Below are 17,202 nucleotides of genomic sequence, written 5' to 3' on the forward strand. Positions count from 1 at the left end.
ATCTGGATCAGGGCTGCGAAAGTGGCGTGGTCAGACGGCCGGTTTCATAGAGGCCGCTCCGTCTTCTATCCTATTCGTATCCTCGGAAACATCATCAAGAAAGCTCACTGTAGGAACGAAGAACAGAGAGCCCGTTACTGCACGACTGAAATCGAGAATATGGTCATAGGTTCCAGGCGGGTTGCCAATGAACATATTCTCCAGCATTTTTTCGATACGTGACGGCGAGCGGGCGAAACCGATAAAATACGTTCCGAACTCGCCTTTTCCAATCTCGCCAAAAGGCATGTTGTCACGCACAATTTGCAGCTGCTCTCCATTCTCTTCAATGTTCGTCAGAACATTGTGCGCGTAAGGTTTCTTTTGCTCATCGCGTTGCTCAATGTCGGAAAGCTTGTGTCGGCCTATTATATTCTCCTGTTCCTCAACTGAGACTTTGTTCCAGCTATCGAGGTCATGAAGATACTTCTGGACGATCACGTAGCTACAGCCGGAAAATCCCGCATCCTCATTGCCGATGAGAGTCGCGGACAGGGCGGCCTGATCCACAGGGTTTTCCGTACCGTCAACAAACCCCAGAAGATCGCGATCATCGAAGAATTTGAAGCCGTGCACCTCATCGACTACCGCAACATGCCCCGAAAGCCGTGATATGATATGGGTGGCCAGTTCAAAACACTGGTCCATACTGTCTGCGCGTATGTGAAAAAGAATATCACCCGGTGTCGATACAGCGTTATGGACACCGCGGATTTCGCGAAATGCATGCAGTTCCTTTGGCTTTGGTGATCCAAAGAGCCTATCCCACGCTTCTGACCCAAAACCGGTTACGCAGGAAAGCTGTCCGTTCAACCGCCGAAAGCCAACTCCTCGCACTAGGCTTGAAAGGTCCGCGCACAATCCCCGCACCGTCCGCTCTGCTTCGGCGCCTTCATTGATCGTCACGACCAGAAAGATTGCAGCTCTCGTCAGTTTTCCGACAACAGACTGCGAAACGGGAAGTGAAGAAATACCGTCTGTGGTCATGCTCGCTCCATCTCGGCAAAATGTGAGTTTCCAGGCTTAAGCAACCGCTCATCTATGCTTACTTCGAAGTCAAACTTCCGCCAAACGATATCCAACCTGCAACGAAAACTGTTCCCTCATCAGAGATGGGTTAGTTTTTTTGCCCGGCGCACAAGGTACCACACGGCAAGAATGATGACCGGGAAGCCTGCCAATGTCAGGAATGTCTTCATGCCGGAGATCGCCTCAACATGGCCGAGGCTTTCCAGAAGCGTCTTGTAGAGACCGATGGCGTAATAGCTGATGGCGACGATTGAGAACCCCTCGACTGCTTCTTGCAGCTTGGTCTGCACCTGCACGCGCCTTTCCATCGATTCCAGCAATTGCAGGTTTTGCTGTTCCAGTTCAACCTGAACCGATGTCCGCAACAAATCGCTGGCGCGCGAGACACGGGTTGCCGAGTTTTCGATGCGTTTGCTGGCTTGCGCGCAAAACCTGATAGCGGGGCGGAAACGACGCTCGATGAATACGCCGAGCCTCTGATAACCGTCGACGTGCTGTTCACGCAATTCGGCAAGCCGCGCAAACACGAGTTCTGAATAGGCTGCAGTTGCACTGAAGCGCTCACCCGTATTGACCGATACGTCGAGAATTTCGCTGGCAAGCTGTGCCAAATCCTTGAGAAGACGTTCCTGCTGGTGGGCTTCTTTGCCAAGCGCATCAACGATTGTTTGCAACCGGGTCTCGAACACGGAACAGCGCGTGAAAGTGTCCTGCGCCAGTGGCAGGCTGATCAGCGCCATAAGTCGGTAATCTTCGATTTCAAGCAATCGCCGAGCCATACGTCCGGTCCGGAATGCATTGAGATTATGGTTGAGCAGGACGAAGCGCGTCGCGTTGGCCTCGTTGAATCGGAACGTTGACCAGATTTCAGCATCGCAATTGCCTATGGCAGAAACCGCAACATCCGTATCCGTCTCCGCACCGAGCATAAGCTTCGCATCATGCGTACCCGCGAGACCAACGACAATTTCAATGGAATTGATGCGCTGTCCCGGCATTTCATTGACGAGCTTGATCCAGATTTCTTCTCTGAGCGGAATGGCATTGTAGTCGCCGCTCCATTGAATGACATAGGTAAGCGATACAAACTCGGCGTGAATTTCCCACTTGATGCGACCGCTCGTCGTTTGCGCAATGCCACTTTTGCCGTCGCTCGTATTCGTCAAACCAAGCTTTAAAAGAGTATCGGGAGCATGTGTGGCCTCATTGCCGACGAAAAAAGCTTCGTGCCAGACCACCGCCGGAGCATCGAAATAAATCGATGGACGCGAGTGAAGCTCGTCGTTGAGAACGCCACGCCACGGATAATCTTTGGTCATCGGGGAGCGGTCCCATCCGGTTTTCAAGACTGATTGCAAAGAATGAAAGTTTTCAGCGGCAGTAGCCTATTACGGCCAGCCGATCGATCAAAGGCATTTTTTGTGCTCACTGTTCCGGGTAGCTCAGCCCATCATCGCGTTGATGAGATACGGGCCGTCATGCGCGATTGCTTCTTCAAAGGCATCGCGCAATTCTTCAAGCGTGGTGACGGTTTTCGCCATAACGCCAAAGGATTGTGCAAGGCCGGCCCAGTCGATGGCAGGCTTGTCCAGCGATAGCATGGAATGCGCCGTCTCGCCCGGATTGGCGCCAACCTTGGCATATTCGCCCAGCAGGATTTCATATTTCCGATTGTTCAGAAGTACGGTTGTACAGGGCAGATTTTCACGCGCCTGCGTCCACAGAGATTGCATCGTATAGGCGGCAGAGCCGTCTGCCTGAAGTGATACAATTCGCCGTTCACTCTCGCCGTTTTCGGCTGCACCAATCGCAGCACCAGTTGCCATCGGCAACCCGCCGCCAATGGCTCCGCCCACCATCGTCATCCATTGACAAGGGGCCATGCTGGCGATGCGAGACGGAAAGCCCGCACCCTGCGTCAGGGATTCATCGGAGATGATCGCATTTTCCGGCATCAGGGAACAAACAATTTCCGCCAGGCCATCAGACGTGATGCGGCCTTCGACCTCTGTAAACGGGCGCGCAACCACCGGCGGGCTGCACGGTTCGATTTCCAGTCTGCTGGCCAGAGCCTGCAACGCAGCAATGGCATCCTGCTCGGGACGCGAAAGGTGAAATACTTCGGCATCGGTCCGGGTGACACGGCTGGGACGTCCCGGATAGAGGAAGAAAGCAGTCGGCGGCGGGCAATTGACCAGAATGACGTGGTCATAGGGAGCGAGCGCTTCCAGCGCAACATCGACAACATAAGGCACGCGCGGGATTGCCATCCGCCCGCGCCCGACAGGAACCAGCCCGGCAAGCTGGCTTATCCGCAAATCGATACCTGCCTGCTGCAAACCCGCCAGCAGCGGCTGCGCCTCAACCCCAAGTGCCGCACTTCCAAGAACCATCACGACGCGCCCGCCACTGCGGCACGCCGCGACAGCGCGATCAATCTGCAAGGGCGATGGGCTCTGCGGCTCGATATCAGGCAGGATACCACCCACCTTGCCGCCCTCATTCCATGAAACATCGGCAGGCAGGATTAACGAAGCGACATGGCCGTTATCAGCGCGCGCAGCCTGAATCGCACGTGCCGCATCCGCACCTATGCTTGCCGGTGAGGCGGAATAGGCAACCCAGTCAGAGCAGGTTTCAGCCAGCGAAACCACATCGGCCGTCAGCGGACTGTCGAAAGCGACATGCGGGACAGCATGATCGCCGACGATATTGACGATACCTGCACCCGCGCGACGTGCATTGTGCAGATTGGCAATACCGTTGGCGAGCCCAGGGCCGCAATGCAGCAATGTCGATGCCGGTTTTCCGGTGACGCGGAAATATCCGTCGGCCATGCCCGTCACAACGTTTTCCTGCAAGCCCAGCACGCAACGAATGCCCGGAATACGGTCAAGCGCCGATACGAAATGCATCTCGCTCGTTCCCGGATTGGCAAAGCAGGTGGTCACATCCCCGGCGATCAGGGTGTGCACAAGCGCTTCAGCACCGATCAGATAAGGATCGTCGTTGGGAGGTGTGTTCGACATGGCTCTACTCACTGTTGTGTCAGCGAAGACGCGACTGGATCAATAAGGATTGGTCGCTGCGACTTGCGGCAATGCCGAAAACGCATCGAACCATGCTGCAACTTTTGGAAAGTCGCCCCGCCAGCTCAATTCTGGAATACGATTGTCGATAAAAGCAAGGGGCACGAAGATAGAAATAGCGCCTATATCATGACGTCCACTGAGATGATCGGGCCGCGTTTCGAGCCATGTCAGAGTATCGATAATTTTCGATGCCCATGCATTCCGCCATTGCTGCCATTGCAGTTCACTGGGGCGCAGGCCGATCTCGTAGCGTAATTGTAGTGCAGCGTCGCACATGGAGTCACCCAGCGCCTGATCGCGCAGGTTACGCCAGCGTTCGTCACCGCGACCGATCAGCTTGCCTTTGGCAAAATCGTTCAGATACTCGCAGATCACCGGACTGTCGAAGAGCGCTTCCCCCTCGTCGGTCACCAGCATGGGAATCTGGCCGGACGGGTTGAGCTTGCGGAACTCCGGGTCACGCAGCATCAGATTGCCCTTGCCGGCAACCAGTTCGATCTTCTTCGAAATACGCAGAAAGCCTGCCAGAATGGTGACTTTGCGTACAAAAGGCGACAAGCCTGAATGGTGTAGCTTCACGTTGGTTTCCTCAAGCCCGCAGAGGTTCCGGCAGACGGAATTTGTCATGCCCGCGTAGAAATTCACGCGTGCGCTCCTGTTTGGGTGCCATCAAAACTTCGGCTGGCGTGCCCTGTTCATGGATCAACCCCTGATGCAGGAACACGACGCGATCTGCGACGTGATAGGCAAAGCCCAGCTCGTGCGTAACGATGACCATGGTTACGCGATCCCGGCTCAGCGAACGCATCACTTCCAGCACCTCGCCCACCAGCTCCGGATCAAGGGCTGAGGTGGCTTCGTCGAACAGCATGACCTGTGGATCCATCGCCAAAGACCGGGCAATGGCAACACGCTGCTGCTGGCCGCCCGACAGGCGCGACGGATAAACGTCTGCTTTATCGGCGATGCCTACTCGCGCCAGTTCCTCGAGCGCACGTTCGCGCGCCTTTTCCTTGCTAACGCCTTTGACCTTTATAGGGGCGATAGCGATATTTTCAGCCACCGTCAGATGGGGAAACAGGTTGAACTGCTGAAACACCATGCCCACTTTCGTGCGGATAGCAGTCAGATCCTTTTCCCGATACTGAATGGCGCCGGATGCAGCCGCTCCAACCTGCGTGCCGTTGAGCCAGACGCGGCCTGCACCGGGAACTTCCAGGAGATTGAGACAACGCAGCAGCGTACTCTTGCCCGAACCGCTGGAGCCGAGCAGAACGACGGTCTCACCTTCATTAACGGTGAGGTCGATGGATTTGAGAACCTGCAGAGGACCAAAGCTTTTGCTAAGTCCTTCGACGCGGAGAACTTCCGTCATGGGACTGTTACCTCGCTGTATGAAGTCTGTCCTCAAGGCTTTTTGCAAGGACACTGAAGGGGACGATGACGATGATGAAAATGAGCGCCACGATCGTGAAGGTTTCGATGGGGCGATATTCGGTATCGGCGACCAGCTTGGCGTAATAGAGCAGATCGCCATATGCGACAGCAGATGCCACGGTAGTAAGCTTGGCAATCTCGATTGCGCGGTTGGTGAAGGCTGGCACCATGCGGCGGAATGCCTGCGGGATCACGATATAGATCAACTGCTGCATGCGCCGCATGCCGAGGGCGCGCGCGGCCTCGTATTGACCGACATGAATGGACTGCAAACCACTGCGGTAAATGTCGGCGCAATAGGCGATGTTGTAGATCGCAAATGATGCAATCGCCACGAAGAACGGGTTATTCTGCACGCCAAGCAGAATGGGCGCAAATGCCTGGAAGAAGAACAACTGGATCAGGATCGGTGTATTGCGGATCATCCCGACATAGATGGTTGCGGGATAGCGCAACCAACGGGACCTGGATGTCTTTGCCAGTCCAACCAGCAAGCCACCTGTCAGCCCTGCGGCCATCGTGGTCATCGTTAGCAACAAGGTGTTGAGCAGACCGCGCCAGAACAGTTCGTGATAGTTCAGCAGTATCTGGATATCGAAATATTCGCTCATCAAACCGCTCCCGATCAGCGATCCGAAACGGCTAAACGCCGTTCGACATAATAGGTGAGAGATGAAGCGGCCGAGAAAAGGACAAAATAGATGGCTGCAACAACGGCGAAGGTTTCCAGGGGCCGATAGGTTTCAGCTGCAATGCGCGTCGCCTGAAAGGTGAGATCCTGAAAGGTAATTGCAGCTGCAAGCGATGTGGCTTTGACGAGATCGATCGTGGTGAGAAGAAACACGGGCAACATGCGGCGTACGGCCTGCGGCAGGATGATCCAGCGCATGGCTTGTCCCCGCGTCATGCCAAGGCTTCCGGCAGCCTCATACTGGCCGGGCGGTATCGAAATGATGCCGCCTCGAAACAGTTCCGCAAAATAGCCCGAGTTCTGAATTCCAAGCGCCAGCGTTGCGGCGACGAACGGTGATATTGGATGACCGATGATGGCTGGCAGCGCGAAATAGGTCCAGAAGATCATGACCATCAGCGCCGATGAGCGCAGGATGTAGACAGCGGCTGTGCCTGTGCGTGCAACCACCCCATTTTTGGACAGACGCATGAGCGCAAGTACGAGGCCAAAAGGGATAGCAATCGCCAGAGCGCTTGCGGACAGTTGCAAGGTACCGAGTACGCCTTCGATCAACAGACCCTTTTGACGCAGGACGGGTTCAAAGTTCCATTCATACATAGAGGTACTCGGGTGCTTGACTATATTATTTCCAGCCGCGTGCGGTATCTGCGGAGGGACTACTGGATGAAGTTGACCGTCACGTCTTCAGGCTTTACGCCGCTTGCAGCGATTTCAGCCTGATAGATTTTCTTGGTTTCACCGGAGTCCGTCATGTAGGCGAAGGCGGTTTCGAGAAAATCGCGCCAGCGCTGATCTTGCTGTGGCGGGATGGCCGCCAGAATAGGCAGATAGATTGCCGGGCCATCCAGAAGCTTCACCTGTCCCTTGCGCATTTTTGCACGCGCCGCATCGGCATTGGACGGCGTCGCTATCGTCCCGTCGATCTGACCGGTCTGAAAAGCAGCCATGACTTCAGAGGTCGAAGGGAAACGCTGCACGCTCGCATTCGGTGCATGTTCCTGCAGCATGGAATCAAAATTGGTACCATTCACGATCCCAAGTTTCACTTCAGACTTGTTCAGATCAGACCAGCTATTGGCAGGCAGATCGTCGCGCCCGAAGAATACGACGCCGTATTTATAAACCGGCGTATGAATGAACTCGACTGCAGCGGCACGCTGCGGGGTGCCATCAAGCCCAAAGAAAAGATCAACCTGCCCGGTCTGGATCGCGGCAATTGCACCGGACCACGACAATTCGACGATCTCTACTTTTGCGCCGAGTGAATCGGCAATGCGCTGGCCTATGATCACAGCCACGCCGCGCCAGGTATCGCTGCCCTGTTTGACGCCGACATCCCCCTTCCCGAGTGCATCCTTGTAGGAGAACGGTGCATATGGAGCTACGCCTAGGCGTACGGTTTTGGTTTCATTGATACGCTGCCAGACAGATTCCTGCGCCTTGGTCGGCATTGCCGAAGCCGCAATCATCAAAAGCCCGGCCAGCACGGGCACCCATAAGCGCGCAAACAGATGCTTCATTTGTTCCTCCTCCTCTTTTTTTGCGCGAAATTGCGTCTCGCGCATATCTTTCTTTTGTTGCGTATATCACATCATGATGCATATATTGCATCATGATGGTTATTTGTGTCAAGCAACCCGGCTACTGTCCCGCCGCTTTTCCATCTGCTCATTTTGTGTTGATTGCCCGATCTGAACGGACGTGACTGCCCGGCCTCACCTGCGTGGACGGAGCAGCCAAAACCTCATCGTCCCGGTCGCGCTTCCATACGTGTTTTGAAATTAAGAAGCGCTTTTTTGACCCTGCCTTCGTCTTCCTGCGTTTCCGGCGAAGACAACATCGCGATCCCGACCGCTATTTCCAGTCGTGGGTCCCCTGTCAGGCATACCGCATAAGAGACAACGCCATGCGCCAATTCATTACGGGACATGGCAAACCCCTCGTGGCGAATCTTTTCCACTTTCGGCAAAAACTTGTCCTTGTTGGGACTGTCTTTCAGCAACTCAGTCAATTCCGGTTGCGACTTGCGCGCGAGCAACACCTTGCCGAGCGAGCTGATGTCCGCCGGAATACGCGCACCTATGTCAAATGAGAGGTTCACGGCATTGTCCCGATGACGATGGCTATCGGCAATAACAAGTTCTGCTCCGTCGAGAAGCCCGATACAAGCTGTCCGCTTTGCATCCTCAACCAGTTCCGGCAGGCAGGAGTGAACCCAATCGAAATAATTGAAACTCTGCTGTGCGAATGCGCCAAGTTGAATCGCCAGCACCCCAAGCTGATATTTGGCACTGCGGCTGTCCTGTAAAAGAAGCCCCTCCTTACGCAGAGACGCCAGCAAACGCGATGCGGTGCTTCGGTTCAACCCCAGATGCCGAGCCACTTCGGAAACGGAAACCTCGCCGTCAGACCGCATGAGCAGTTTCAGGACTTCAACGACATTTTCCGCAACCTTCATGATTGAATTCCTTCTCTTGCTGCAACGTGTTTCGCTATATACAACACGTCGCGCAAAAATGGCTAGCTTTTCGGCTGTGGTCGGTCTGCCCATGCGTAGTAGCGCGCAGCAATCGGAGTGGTATAACGCTTCATGATACGCGCCTGCAAAGGCACTTCCGGAAAGTCCCGTGCATAGGCTGTTGCCTGATCGTCGCTCTGCAAAATGCGTTCCGCAGCCTTACGGCCCAGATAAGGCGCGAACAAAAGCCCTCCGAAGCAATAGCCCAGGGCGTAATGCAATCCTTCATGCGTTCCAAGATGTGGATAGAAATCCCATGTGGCTGCGCATCTCCCGGTCCAGGCATGGGTCAGCTTGACATCCCGCAGAAGTGGCAGAAACGCCCTCATGTCGCGATGGATCTCCCGGGCAAGGCGCTTCAATCCGAAAATTGGACGCCTGCCGGTTTTGGCGCCATAGAGCAACCGTTTGCCATCGGCTGAAAGCTGCATGTAGCGCGTGGCGCGCGTATTATCGATATAGGTGCGATTATGCGGCAGGATTTCCCGCGCCAGCCCCTGTGGCAGCTCTTCCGTTGCCACCATATAGGCATTGATTGGCAGCAGCCGCCGGTTAAGCCACGGCACCAGATCGTCCGAATAGCCGTTGGTAGCAATGAGCACATCGCGCGCAACGATCGATTGCCGACCAACATGAACAGTCCAGTCACTACCTTTACGTTCCAGGCCACCTACACGTGCATGGCCAATAATCCGAGCGCCCGCGCGCTGCGCGCGTTCCAGCATTGCACGGGTATATTTAGCCGGATTAAGCGCCGCATTCTCCCGCACGACAACCCCGCCAAAATAGCACTCGGAAGCCATCTCACCGGCTGCACTGCCCGGCACCAGTTGGTAGTCTTCGCCCAGCAGCTTTCCGCGAGCCTCATATTCCCTCGCCAATCCGTCATAATGCTTCTGGCTCAGCGCGCCAATGAAGCGCCCGGACATACGAAAATCGCAGTCAAGCTGCTCATCCTTGATACGTGAAACGCTTTCCTGAAAGATTGCGTTCTGTTCCTGAAAGAAAGCAACAGCCTTCTCCTCGCCGACCGCCCTGGAAAGCAACAATAAAGATTGGCGACCGGCCTTGCCCAGCATTCCGGCATTGCGTGAACTGGCAGCCATGCCCGGCTCTGCAGCATCCAGCACGACCACGTCACGACCTGCCGAAGCCAACCGGTGCGCCGCCGACAGGCCGGTCAGACCAGCGCCAACGATGGCAACATCAACCCGGCGCGGGAGTTCTGGCGCCGCAACAGTGACCATTCCGTCGCTCCAGAAGGGAGTTTCGCGGAAGTCCCGGGAAAGGATATCATTCGACATGTTCAATCTTTCGAAATCACGAAGCGGGACGCATTGAAGCGTGGTCGCGCCAGCCGTAATAGCGGATCACCCGCCTGGTCACTGCGGCATCGAAAGCACGGGCGGGCATGAGTACGCTTGGGAAACTGCGCGTCTGAAAATCAGTATCGGGCGCTGCCCCGAGAACCTGCTTGGCAAGAATTTCACCAAGATAAGGCGCCATCGCCAGGCCGGAAAAATTATAACCAAGCGCATAGTGCATACCCTCATGCTGACCGACATGCGGGAAGTGATCCCATGTGACGCCGCAACGTCCACCCCAGGCATTCGTCAGGCGATAGCCTCGCAATTGTGGGAACGTCGTCGTCAGATCGTCATAGATCAGACGAGCGGTTTCGCGAATGGGCTGGTTCTTTGGCTCGCCGGTACGTGCGCCGAACACAATGCGCATACCGTCAGACGACAGGCGCATCGACATCGGACGGCGCGTGGAGTCTATATAGGTGCGGTTGCGCGGAAACACACTTTGCACAACATCGGTAGGAAGAGGTTCGGTCGCAACGATATAGCTCTCAATCTGAATGAGACGGCGGGCAATCCATGGGATCAGGCTTGCGGTATAGCCATTGGAACATAGAAGCACATCACGCGCCCGCACCATGCCATTCGACGTCTCTACCAGAAAGCCCTCTTTTTCTCTCCGGATCGACTGTACGACTGTTTTACCAATGATCGAAGCCCCGGCAGCCCTGGCGCGTGCAATGAACGCGCGTGTATATTGGCCTGGATGCACCGCACCGTTGTCGTGAACATACACACCGCCGATGAAGCTTTTTGAACCGACTTCGCTCTGGACACCCTCATCCAGTATGCTGATCTTTTCACCAAGATACTCGGCCCGCGCCTCATACTCAGCGCGAAGCCCATTAAATTGCTGTTGCGTGTGGGCAACGACAACGCGTCCGTTCTGCTGATAATTGCAGCTGATCTTTTCAGCTTCGATGCGCTCGACAGATGACAGGAACACGCGGTGCAGATCACGGAAATAGCGGATTGCCACGTCCTGCCCCGCGCTTTTCGACAAGCCTAAAAAGGAATGTTTGGTGTTACGACCAAGCATGCCTGCATTACGCGAACTGGCTCCTTCACCGGGCTCCCCGGAATCCAGAACGACGACTCGACGCCCGCTGCGCGACAAATCATGCCCGGCAGTCAGTCCGGTCAAGCCTGCGCCAACGATCAGGACATCAATCCGAGCAGGCAGCGGTTCAGCGGAAGAGCCCATCTGCGGCAGCGAAGTCAGCCAATAGGACCGGTCCACAAAATCTGGAGTGAAAACAGAGTTTTTCACGATGAGCCCTCCCGTTGATGCGTGAGTGTTTCTTATTTCCGGTTCATCATCTGTGCCAGTCGTGGTGCCCAATAGGTAATGACCATATCGGCACCAGCACGACGCAGGCAGGTGAACAATTCCATCGCGCATTCCATCTCATCCATCTGCGCACCGTTGGCACCAAAATGGATCATGGCGTAGTCGCCACTGATCGAATAGGCAGAAACCGGCAGTTCATAACGGTCTGCCGCCATACGCACCAGATCCATATATGGAATGGCGGGCTTTATGTTGATCATTTCCGCACCCTGAGCCACGTCGGCTTCCATGATGCGCAGCGCATCCTTGGCGTTATGCGGCTCAAGGTAAAACACCTTTTTGTCAAAGCCGTAACTAGCGCCCGTTGCCGTCGTTCCCGTACCGGCCTTGAAGAAAGCCGAATTGTACTTGATCGATGACATCAGCAGCATATCGTCCAGATTCTCAGCATCGAGCGCTTCGCGCGCCGCGCCGACGCGGCCATCCACCATCGTCGAGCAACACAGGATATCCACGCCAGCCTTGCCCCAGGCAACTGCGGTCCTGGCAACTGAATCGAGCGTTTCCTTGTCGAGAATGCGATTGTCGGAATCCAGCACGCCGCCGATCATGTGATCGGTAAAGTAACCCATATAGCTGTCGCCGATGATGACCAGCCTGTCGCCAACCGCATCCTTCATCCGCTTGGCGGCCTGAACGATGACGCCATTTGCCGAAAAGGCATCGCTCCCCTTGCCGTCGCGGTGCTTCGGAATGCCGATGAGGTAAACAGCCGGCACTCCGCACGCCACCAGTTCTCGCGCCTTGTCCGCCACAGCTTCGAGCGGATACCGATAGGTTCCTGGCATCTGGGTCGATTCAACCGGCTCGGAGATATTCGCATCGACAGCCATAGGAAATGCAAGATTGCCAGCGTCGGAGATCATTTCGCGAGAGAGAACGCGGCGCGTCTCGGTCAACTTGAAACGGCGATTGCGTGGAAGCGCTGTGCTAGTCATGGAACTCCTCATTTGAATTGTGCTCAACCCGGCGCAATTCGTAAATATCGCTACTCTCAGTGCATCGCGTTGCGTATCATGCAACATGATGCACTTTATGCATCTGACTGATTGTGCATGTCAATGGAAAACTTTTGAGATTGGGAGAACTACGAACGCAGACACCGCCTAATCAGCCCTTGTCACGGTCACTGGAACTGATTGCACGACAGCGAACTGCGAACGGGACTGGAGAAGCGGCTTCAAAGCGCTTATCTGAAACCGCCTTGATGACCGCTCGCTCGTCGAGCCGATCTTCCCTTTTAAGTTCTTTTTGCGTTCGCCAACGCCGAAGCGTTGACTTTTGTCAGTATCGATGACTAATGTCAGCGCAGCCAACGAAAGAACCGCAATGCCTGTCCGACCGAATGACCAGATCATCCACAAGGCCGCCTGGCTCTATTACACGCATGGACTGCGCCAGGACGAAGTAGCCCAGCGGCTCGAAATCTCTCGCGCCTCGATTGCGATGTATCTGCGCAAGGCCCGCGAAATGGGGATCGTCACGATCTCAACCTCCTCGGAACTGTTCTCAGACGATGTGCTGGCGCGTGAACTGGAAGACGCGACAGGCCTGAACACTGTCTGGCTAGTGCCGGAAGATCGTCAGGCAATGGACCCGGCTGCTGAAATGCCGGTCGTCGCAGCATCTGTTTTCCTTGAGCTCCTCAACAAGGGGGATCGGGTCGGCGTCGCCTGGGGCCGCACCGTCTATCATATTGCCGACGTTATGCCCTTTGCAGATCTGAGCGGCGTTACCGTTGTTCAGTTGTGCGGCAATCTCGGCGCACCCTATTCCTACCGGCCAGACCAGTGCACCACGGAAATCGCCCGCCGTCTCAATGCGGAAGGCATCAACTTCTACGCGCCGCTCGTACTTTCGTCCGAGCGCCTTGCCGACGAACTGCGTGGCGAGCCGGTTATCAAGGAACAGCTCGCTACGATTTCGGACTGCAATCTCGCGCTCTATTCCGTCGGCGGTATCGAGGATGACAGCCATCTCGTCAAATGCGGCGCGCTTTCAGCCGCAGACATGCACGCCATGGGCGAAAAGGGTGCTGCCGGGGTCATTGCCGGTCAGTTGATTGACCGCGATGGCCAATGGCTGGATTGCACCCACAACAGGCGCTGCATTTCTGCCGATCTCGATTCCATTCGCGCCATCAAGAAGCGCATGCTTGTCGTGCAGGAAGACAACAAGTTCGAGCCGCTGGTGGCGGCATTGAAGGGCGGCTTTGCTTCCCATCTCGTCATTACGACCTCCATGGCGCGTCGGCTTTTGGCCCGCTGGAACAAGGATGGGCGCGGCAAAGACGGTTCAAGCAAGGCTTGAGCCTGTAAAGTTTAGGTCCGCCGATGCCGGACGGGCCGGTTTATCGGGAGGCTGAATACCATGGAAAATCTCTGGCGCGATGACGAAGCGGAACAGGTCGTCGCCGAATACGCCGCGAAAGGCATCAATCGTGATCTGGCGCTGCGTACCTATACGACGCGGCTTCTAGGCGGCGAACCGCGACTGGTGCTGCATGGCGGCGGCAACACGTCGGTAAAAACCGAGGTGACAGATCTCGTCGGCGACACTCATGCAGTGCTCTGCGTCAAAGGCAGCGGCTGGGACATGGGTACTATCGAACCAGCAGGCCTGCCCGCTGTGAAAATCGACGCTCTCCTCAAGAGCCGCAAACTCGACAAGCTTTCGGACGAGGACATGGTGACGCTGCTGCGCGCCAATCTCATAGATCCAGCAGCTCCGAACCCTTCGGTGGAAGCACTGCTGCATGCCTTCCTCCCACACAAATTCATCGACCACACGCATTCGACGGCTATTCTCGCCATTGCAGATCAGGCCGAGAGCCAGAAGATGAGCACGGAACTCTTCGGCAAGAAAATGGGCTTTGTACCCTATATCATGCCCGGCTTCGCACTTGCCAAGGCAGCAGCCGAAGTGTTCGAACAGGACCCGACGGTTGAGTGCCTGATCCTCGACAAACACGGTATCTTCACCTTCGGCGACACTGCGAAAGCAGCCTATGGCCGCATGATCCACTATGTCACGGTCGCGGAGGATCACGTCAGGAACCACGGTCGTAATCCGTTCACGCCCATTGTCCTGCCCGCCTCACTGGCAAGCGCCGGCGATATCACCTCCATGCTGCGCGGCGCAGTTGCCGTCGACAAGGGAGAAGGCCGCTATGACCGCATGGTCAGCGTATTTCGCGCATCTCCCGCCATTCTCGATTTCGTCAATGCCCGCGAGGTAGCGGACATGGCGGCGCGCGGTGTCTCCACGCCCGATCTTTCAATCCGCATCAAGACCGGTCCAATGGTGTTGCCTGCACCGACCACGGACGATCTGGCCGGTTACCGCGCGGTGATCGACCAGCACGTTGCAACCTTTGTCGCCGATTACACCGAATATTTCCGCAGCAATGATGCGCGCGACGACGTCAAGCGCACCATGCTCGACCCCATGCCGCGCCTGACGCTGGTGCCCGGTCTCGGCATGTTTGGCCATGGCCGAACCTTCAAGGATGCGACCATCGCCGTCGATGTCGGCGAGATGTGGATCGAAGCAGCACGCGATGCCGAATCCGTTGGACGTTTTGAGCCGGTCAGCCGTCCCGATCTGTTCGATCTCGAATATTGGTCGCTCGAACAGGCAAAGCTCGCGGGTGCCAAGCCGAAACCGTTCACTGGGCAGGTCGCTGTCGTCACTGGCGGTGCGGGGGCCATCGGTGCTGCCGTCGTCAAGGCCTTTGCAGCCGAGGGCGCTCATGTCGTTGCGCTCGATCTCGATGGCGAGAAGGCTGCGGCGGTTGCGAAGGCTGCTGGAAACAGTTCCATCGGCATCGCCTGCGACATCACCGATCCCGCATCTGTACGAGCTGCCTTTGACAAGGCAGTCGCAACATTTGGCGGCGTCGATATTGTGGTGTCAAATGCTGGCGCAGCCTGGGAAAGCGCTATTGCCACGATGGACGACACGCTGCTGCGCAAGAGCTTCGAGCTCAATTTCTTCGCTCATCAGACCGTCGCACAAAATGCCGTGCGCATCATGAAGGCACAGAAAACAGGCGGCGTGCTGCTGTTCAATGCCTCCAAGCAAGCCGTCAATCCGGGTGCGAAATTCGGTGCCTACGGCCTGCCGAAAGCGGCAACGCTCTTCCTGTCGCGCCAATACGCGCTGGAACACGGTGCCGACAACATCCGCGTCAATGCCGTCAATGCGGATCGTATCCGTTCCGGGCTGCTAAACGACGAAATGATTGCCAATCGGGCTGCGGCTCGCGGCCTCTCCGTAAAAGACTATATGGGCGGCAACCTGCTTGGCCTTGAAGTGACGGCTGACGATGTCGCCCGTGCCTTCGTGCACCATGCGCTTGCAGAACGCACGACGGCCGATGTGACCACCGTCGATGGCGGCAATATCGCAGCAGCCATGCGTTGATCTTTCGGGCTGGTGCAGACAACTGCTTCAGCCTTCCAGACATACAGAAAGGGGCGGTCCATTGGACCGCCCCTTCTTCATTCCGTCATGCCTAGAGCAGTTGTTTCGACGCATTATCCTACGCAGAGCCGCTTCGCACCTTTGCTAGAAGTGCTCTAAATCAGGGCTTCGGCATCCATGCAGGCATGGCAACATCGGCATGGGCGAACTGCGGCAGTTTCGTGCCGAGCTCTTCCATATTCTTGATGTCCTGATCGTTGAGATCTTTCTGCGTAATCAGCGTCGGCGGCACGATGACCTGCTTGCCCGGATTTTCACCGGCCAGCAGCATGGCGAGCGAACGCACAGACACCTGACCGACCACAGCCGGGTTGGTCGCTGCCGTCGCAACCCATGCAGAGCCGGATTCACGCATGGCGGCGATGTCCGAGGTCGAGATATCCGCCGAATAAATTTTCACGTCGGAAGACATGCCAGCTTCGTCAACTGCGATCTTCACGCCCTTGGCGAATTCGTCATAAGGTGCAAACATCACCGTGATGTCGGGGTTGGCGGAGATCACCGAGCGTGCCTGATTGGCAACCGAATTGGCGATGGGATTATCCATCGTGCCGAACTGGGCAGCTTCCTTGATGCCGGAATATTTCGTCTTGAACTCTTTCCATTTCTCGTCACGACGGTCGAGCGGCGCGATGCCTGCGACATAGACGTAACCAGCCTTGAAGCTCTCGCCATTGTCCTTGATCGCCTGTTCGAGCGCCAAGCGAGCGAGGTCATGATCAGACTGTTCGACTTGCGGAATCTTCTCGTTCTCAACGTTCACATCGAATGCGACCACCTTGATGCCCGCGTCGACCGCACGCTTGGCGGCTTCCTTCATGGATTCCGTCAGACCGTGCTGGATGATGATGCCCTGCACACCAAGCGCGATAGCCTGATCGACCATATCGGCCTGCAAGGCCGCGTCCTGACGGCTATCGAACACCTGAAGCTGAACACCCAGCGCCTTGGCCTGTGCCTCAACGCCCGCAAGGTATGACTGGAAGAAGTCGCCGGTCGACAGATAGCGTACGAGTGCGATCTTCACCTCACCCGGTTTATCGAAAGGCTTCGGCATATCGGCCGCAAGGGATGGTGCGGCAAATGTTGCCGCAGCCATCAGCCCGAGCGTCAACTTGCCCAGAGTTCTACGCGTGAAATTCATGTCAGTCTCCTCCACTGATCAATATTGGTAGCCCGCTGAAGGTTCCCGC

At 56.1% G+C, this 17,202-nt stretch carries 15 protein-coding genes; 2 read left to right on the plus strand and 13 right to left on the minus strand.

Annotated elements, in window-relative coordinates; translation table 11 throughout:
* Positions 1 to 30: 30 nt before the first annotated feature.
* The 12 genes from F9K91_RS01545 to F9K91_RS01600 form a co-directional block, all read right to left on the minus strand.
* Positions 31 to 1,026 carry a Dyp-type peroxidase gene (locus tag F9K91_RS01545; protein WP_151677015.1) on the minus strand — a complete coding sequence of 332 codons (996 nt, stop codon included), beginning with the start codon at positions 1,024 to 1,026 and terminating at the stop codon, positions 31 to 33.
* A 119-nt stretch (positions 1,027 to 1,145) separates the two neighbouring features.
* The gene (locus F9K91_RS01550) at positions 1,146 to 2,387 is read right to left on the minus strand and encodes a DUF3422 domain-containing protein (RefSeq protein ID WP_151677016.1); all 1,242 of its coding nucleotides are present in this window, start codon (positions 2,385 to 2,387) and stop codon (positions 1,146 to 1,148) included.
* 123 nt (positions 2,388 to 2,510) lie between these two features.
* Positions 2,511 to 4,097, minus strand: a complete 1,587-nt coding sequence (locus F9K91_RS01555) for an acetolactate synthase large subunit (RefSeq protein WP_151677017.1) — start codon at positions 4,095 to 4,097, stop codon at positions 2,511 to 2,513.
* A 39-nt stretch (positions 4,098 to 4,136) separates the two neighbouring features.
* On the minus strand, positions 4,137 to 4,739 hold the full coding sequence (locus F9K91_RS01560) for a glutathione S-transferase family protein (RefSeq protein ID WP_151644802.1): 603 nt from the start codon (positions 4,737 to 4,739) through the stop codon (positions 4,137 to 4,139).
* Positions 4,740 to 4,749: 10 nt separating this feature from the next.
* Positions 4,750 to 5,535 carry an amino acid ABC transporter ATP-binding protein gene (locus F9K91_RS01565; RefSeq protein WP_151677018.1) on the minus strand — a complete coding sequence of 262 codons (786 nt, stop codon included), beginning with the start codon at positions 5,533 to 5,535 and terminating at the stop codon, positions 4,750 to 4,752.
* 7 nt (positions 5,536 to 5,542) lie between these two features.
* The gene (locus F9K91_RS01570; RefSeq protein WP_151651291.1) at positions 5,543 to 6,208 is read right to left on the minus strand and encodes an amino acid ABC transporter permease; all 666 of its coding nucleotides are present in this window, start codon (positions 6,206 to 6,208) and stop codon (positions 5,543 to 5,545) included.
* Between the two features lie 14 nt (positions 6,209 to 6,222).
* Positions 6,223 to 6,888, minus strand: a complete 666-nt coding sequence (locus tag F9K91_RS01575; protein ID WP_151556331.1) for an amino acid ABC transporter permease — start codon at positions 6,886 to 6,888, stop codon at positions 6,223 to 6,225.
* A gap of 59 nt (positions 6,889 to 6,947) precedes the next feature.
* On the minus strand, positions 6,948 to 7,811 hold the full coding sequence (locus tag F9K91_RS01580) for a transporter substrate-binding domain-containing protein (RefSeq protein WP_167522144.1): 864 nt from the start codon (positions 7,809 to 7,811) through the stop codon (positions 6,948 to 6,950).
* Between the two features lie 224 nt (positions 7,812 to 8,035).
* A complete protein-coding gene (locus F9K91_RS01585) occupies positions 8,036 to 8,749 on the minus strand; it encodes an IclR family transcriptional regulator (RefSeq protein ID WP_167522145.1) in 714 nt (237 codons plus the stop codon).
* Between the two features lie 62 nt (positions 8,750 to 8,811).
* Positions 8,812 to 10,113: an NAD(P)/FAD-dependent oxidoreductase gene (locus tag F9K91_RS01590; RefSeq protein WP_151677020.1), complete on the minus strand. Its 1,302-nt coding sequence runs from the start codon at positions 10,111 to 10,113 to the stop codon at positions 8,812 to 8,814.
* Between the two features lie 16 nt (positions 10,114 to 10,129).
* Complete coding sequence (locus F9K91_RS01595; RefSeq protein WP_167522146.1) at positions 10,130 to 11,443, minus strand: NAD(P)/FAD-dependent oxidoreductase; 1,314 nt, start codon at positions 11,441 to 11,443, stop codon at positions 10,130 to 10,132.
* A gap of 32 nt (positions 11,444 to 11,475) precedes the next feature.
* Positions 11,476 to 12,462: a hypothetical protein gene (locus F9K91_RS01600; protein ID WP_167522147.1), complete on the minus strand. Its 987-nt coding sequence runs from the start codon at positions 12,460 to 12,462 to the stop codon at positions 11,476 to 11,478.
* A 391-nt stretch (positions 12,463 to 12,853) separates the two neighbouring features.
* On the opposite strand from F9K91_RS01600, the gene F9K91_RS01605 reads away from it, so the two are divergent.
* Both F9K91_RS01605 and F9K91_RS01610 read left to right on the plus strand, forming a co-directional pair.
* Positions 12,854 to 13,834 (plus strand): sugar-binding transcriptional regulator, encoded by a 981-nt coding sequence (locus F9K91_RS01605; RefSeq protein WP_151556325.1) that lies wholly within the window; start codon positions 12,854 to 12,856, stop codon positions 13,832 to 13,834.
* Positions 13,835 to 13,894: 60 nt separating this feature from the next.
* The gene (locus tag F9K91_RS01610) at positions 13,895 to 15,949 is read left to right on the plus strand and encodes a bifunctional aldolase/short-chain dehydrogenase (RefSeq protein WP_151677023.1); all 2,055 of its coding nucleotides are present in this window, start codon (positions 13,895 to 13,897) and stop codon (positions 15,947 to 15,949) included.
* A gap of 160 nt (positions 15,950 to 16,109) precedes the next feature.
* Here F9K91_RS01610 and F9K91_RS01615 read toward each other — a convergent pair whose 3' ends face one another.
* The gene (locus F9K91_RS01615; RefSeq protein ID WP_151677024.1) at positions 16,110 to 17,153 is read right to left on the minus strand and encodes a substrate-binding domain-containing protein; all 1,044 of its coding nucleotides are present in this window, start codon (positions 17,151 to 17,153) and stop codon (positions 16,110 to 16,112) included.
* Positions 17,154 to 17,202: the final 49 nt, after the last annotated feature.

It is taken from the genome of Brucella tritici (genome assembly GCF_008932295.1).
In the GTDB taxonomy this organism is placed as follows: Bacteria; Pseudomonadota; Alphaproteobacteria; order Rhizobiales; family Rhizobiaceae; genus Brucella; species Brucella tritici.

What these genes read in the sequence shown, in the direction of transcription:
- F9K91_RS01590 (WP_151677020.1), bottom strand. Translation starts at nt 10,113, where the DNA reads ATGTCGAATGATATCCTTTCCCGGGACTTCCGCGAAACTCCCTTCTGG.
- F9K91_RS01580 (WP_167522144.1), bottom strand. Translation starts at nt 7,811, where the DNA reads ATGAAGCATCTGTTTGCGCGCTTATGGGTGCCCGTGCTGGCCGGGCTT.
- F9K91_RS01565 (WP_151677018.1), bottom strand. Translation starts at nt 5,535, where the DNA reads ATGACGGAAGTTCTCCGCGTCGAAGGACTTAGCAAAAGCTTTGGTCCT.
- F9K91_RS01555 (WP_151677017.1), bottom strand. Translation starts at nt 4,097, where the DNA reads ATGTCGAACACACCTCCCAACGACGATCCTTATCTGATCGGTGCTGAA.
- F9K91_RS01575 (WP_151556331.1), bottom strand. Translation starts at nt 6,888, where the DNA reads ATGTATGAATGGAACTTTGAACCCGTCCTGCGTCAAAAGGGTCTGTTG.
- F9K91_RS01545 (WP_151677015.1), bottom strand. Translation starts at nt 1,026, where the DNA reads ATGACCACAGACGGTATTTCTTCACTTCCCGTTTCGCAGTCTGTTGTC.
- F9K91_RS01605 (WP_151556325.1), top strand. Translation starts at nt 12,854, where the DNA reads ATGCCTGTCCGACCGAATGACCAGATCATCCACAAGGCCGCCTGGCTC.
- F9K91_RS01615 (WP_151677024.1), bottom strand. Translation starts at nt 17,153, where the DNA reads ATGAATTTCACGCGTAGAACTCTGGGCAAGTTGACGCTCGGGCTGATG.
- F9K91_RS01570 (WP_151651291.1), bottom strand. Translation starts at nt 6,208, where the DNA reads ATGAGCGAATATTTCGATATCCAGATACTGCTGAACTATCACGAACTG.
- F9K91_RS01585 (WP_167522145.1), bottom strand. Translation starts at nt 8,749, where the DNA reads ATGAAGGTTGCGGAAAATGTCGTTGAAGTCCTGAAACTGCTCATGCGG.
- F9K91_RS01610 (WP_151677023.1), top strand. Translation starts at nt 13,895, where the DNA reads ATGGAAAATCTCTGGCGCGATGACGAAGCGGAACAGGTCGTCGCCGAA.
- F9K91_RS01600 (WP_167522147.1), bottom strand. Translation starts at nt 12,462, where the DNA reads ATGACTAGCACAGCGCTTCCACGCAATCGCCGTTTCAAGTTGACCGAG.
- F9K91_RS01550 (WP_151677016.1), bottom strand. Translation starts at nt 2,387, where the DNA reads ATGACCAAAGATTATCCGTGGCGTGGCGTTCTCAACGACGAGCTTCAC.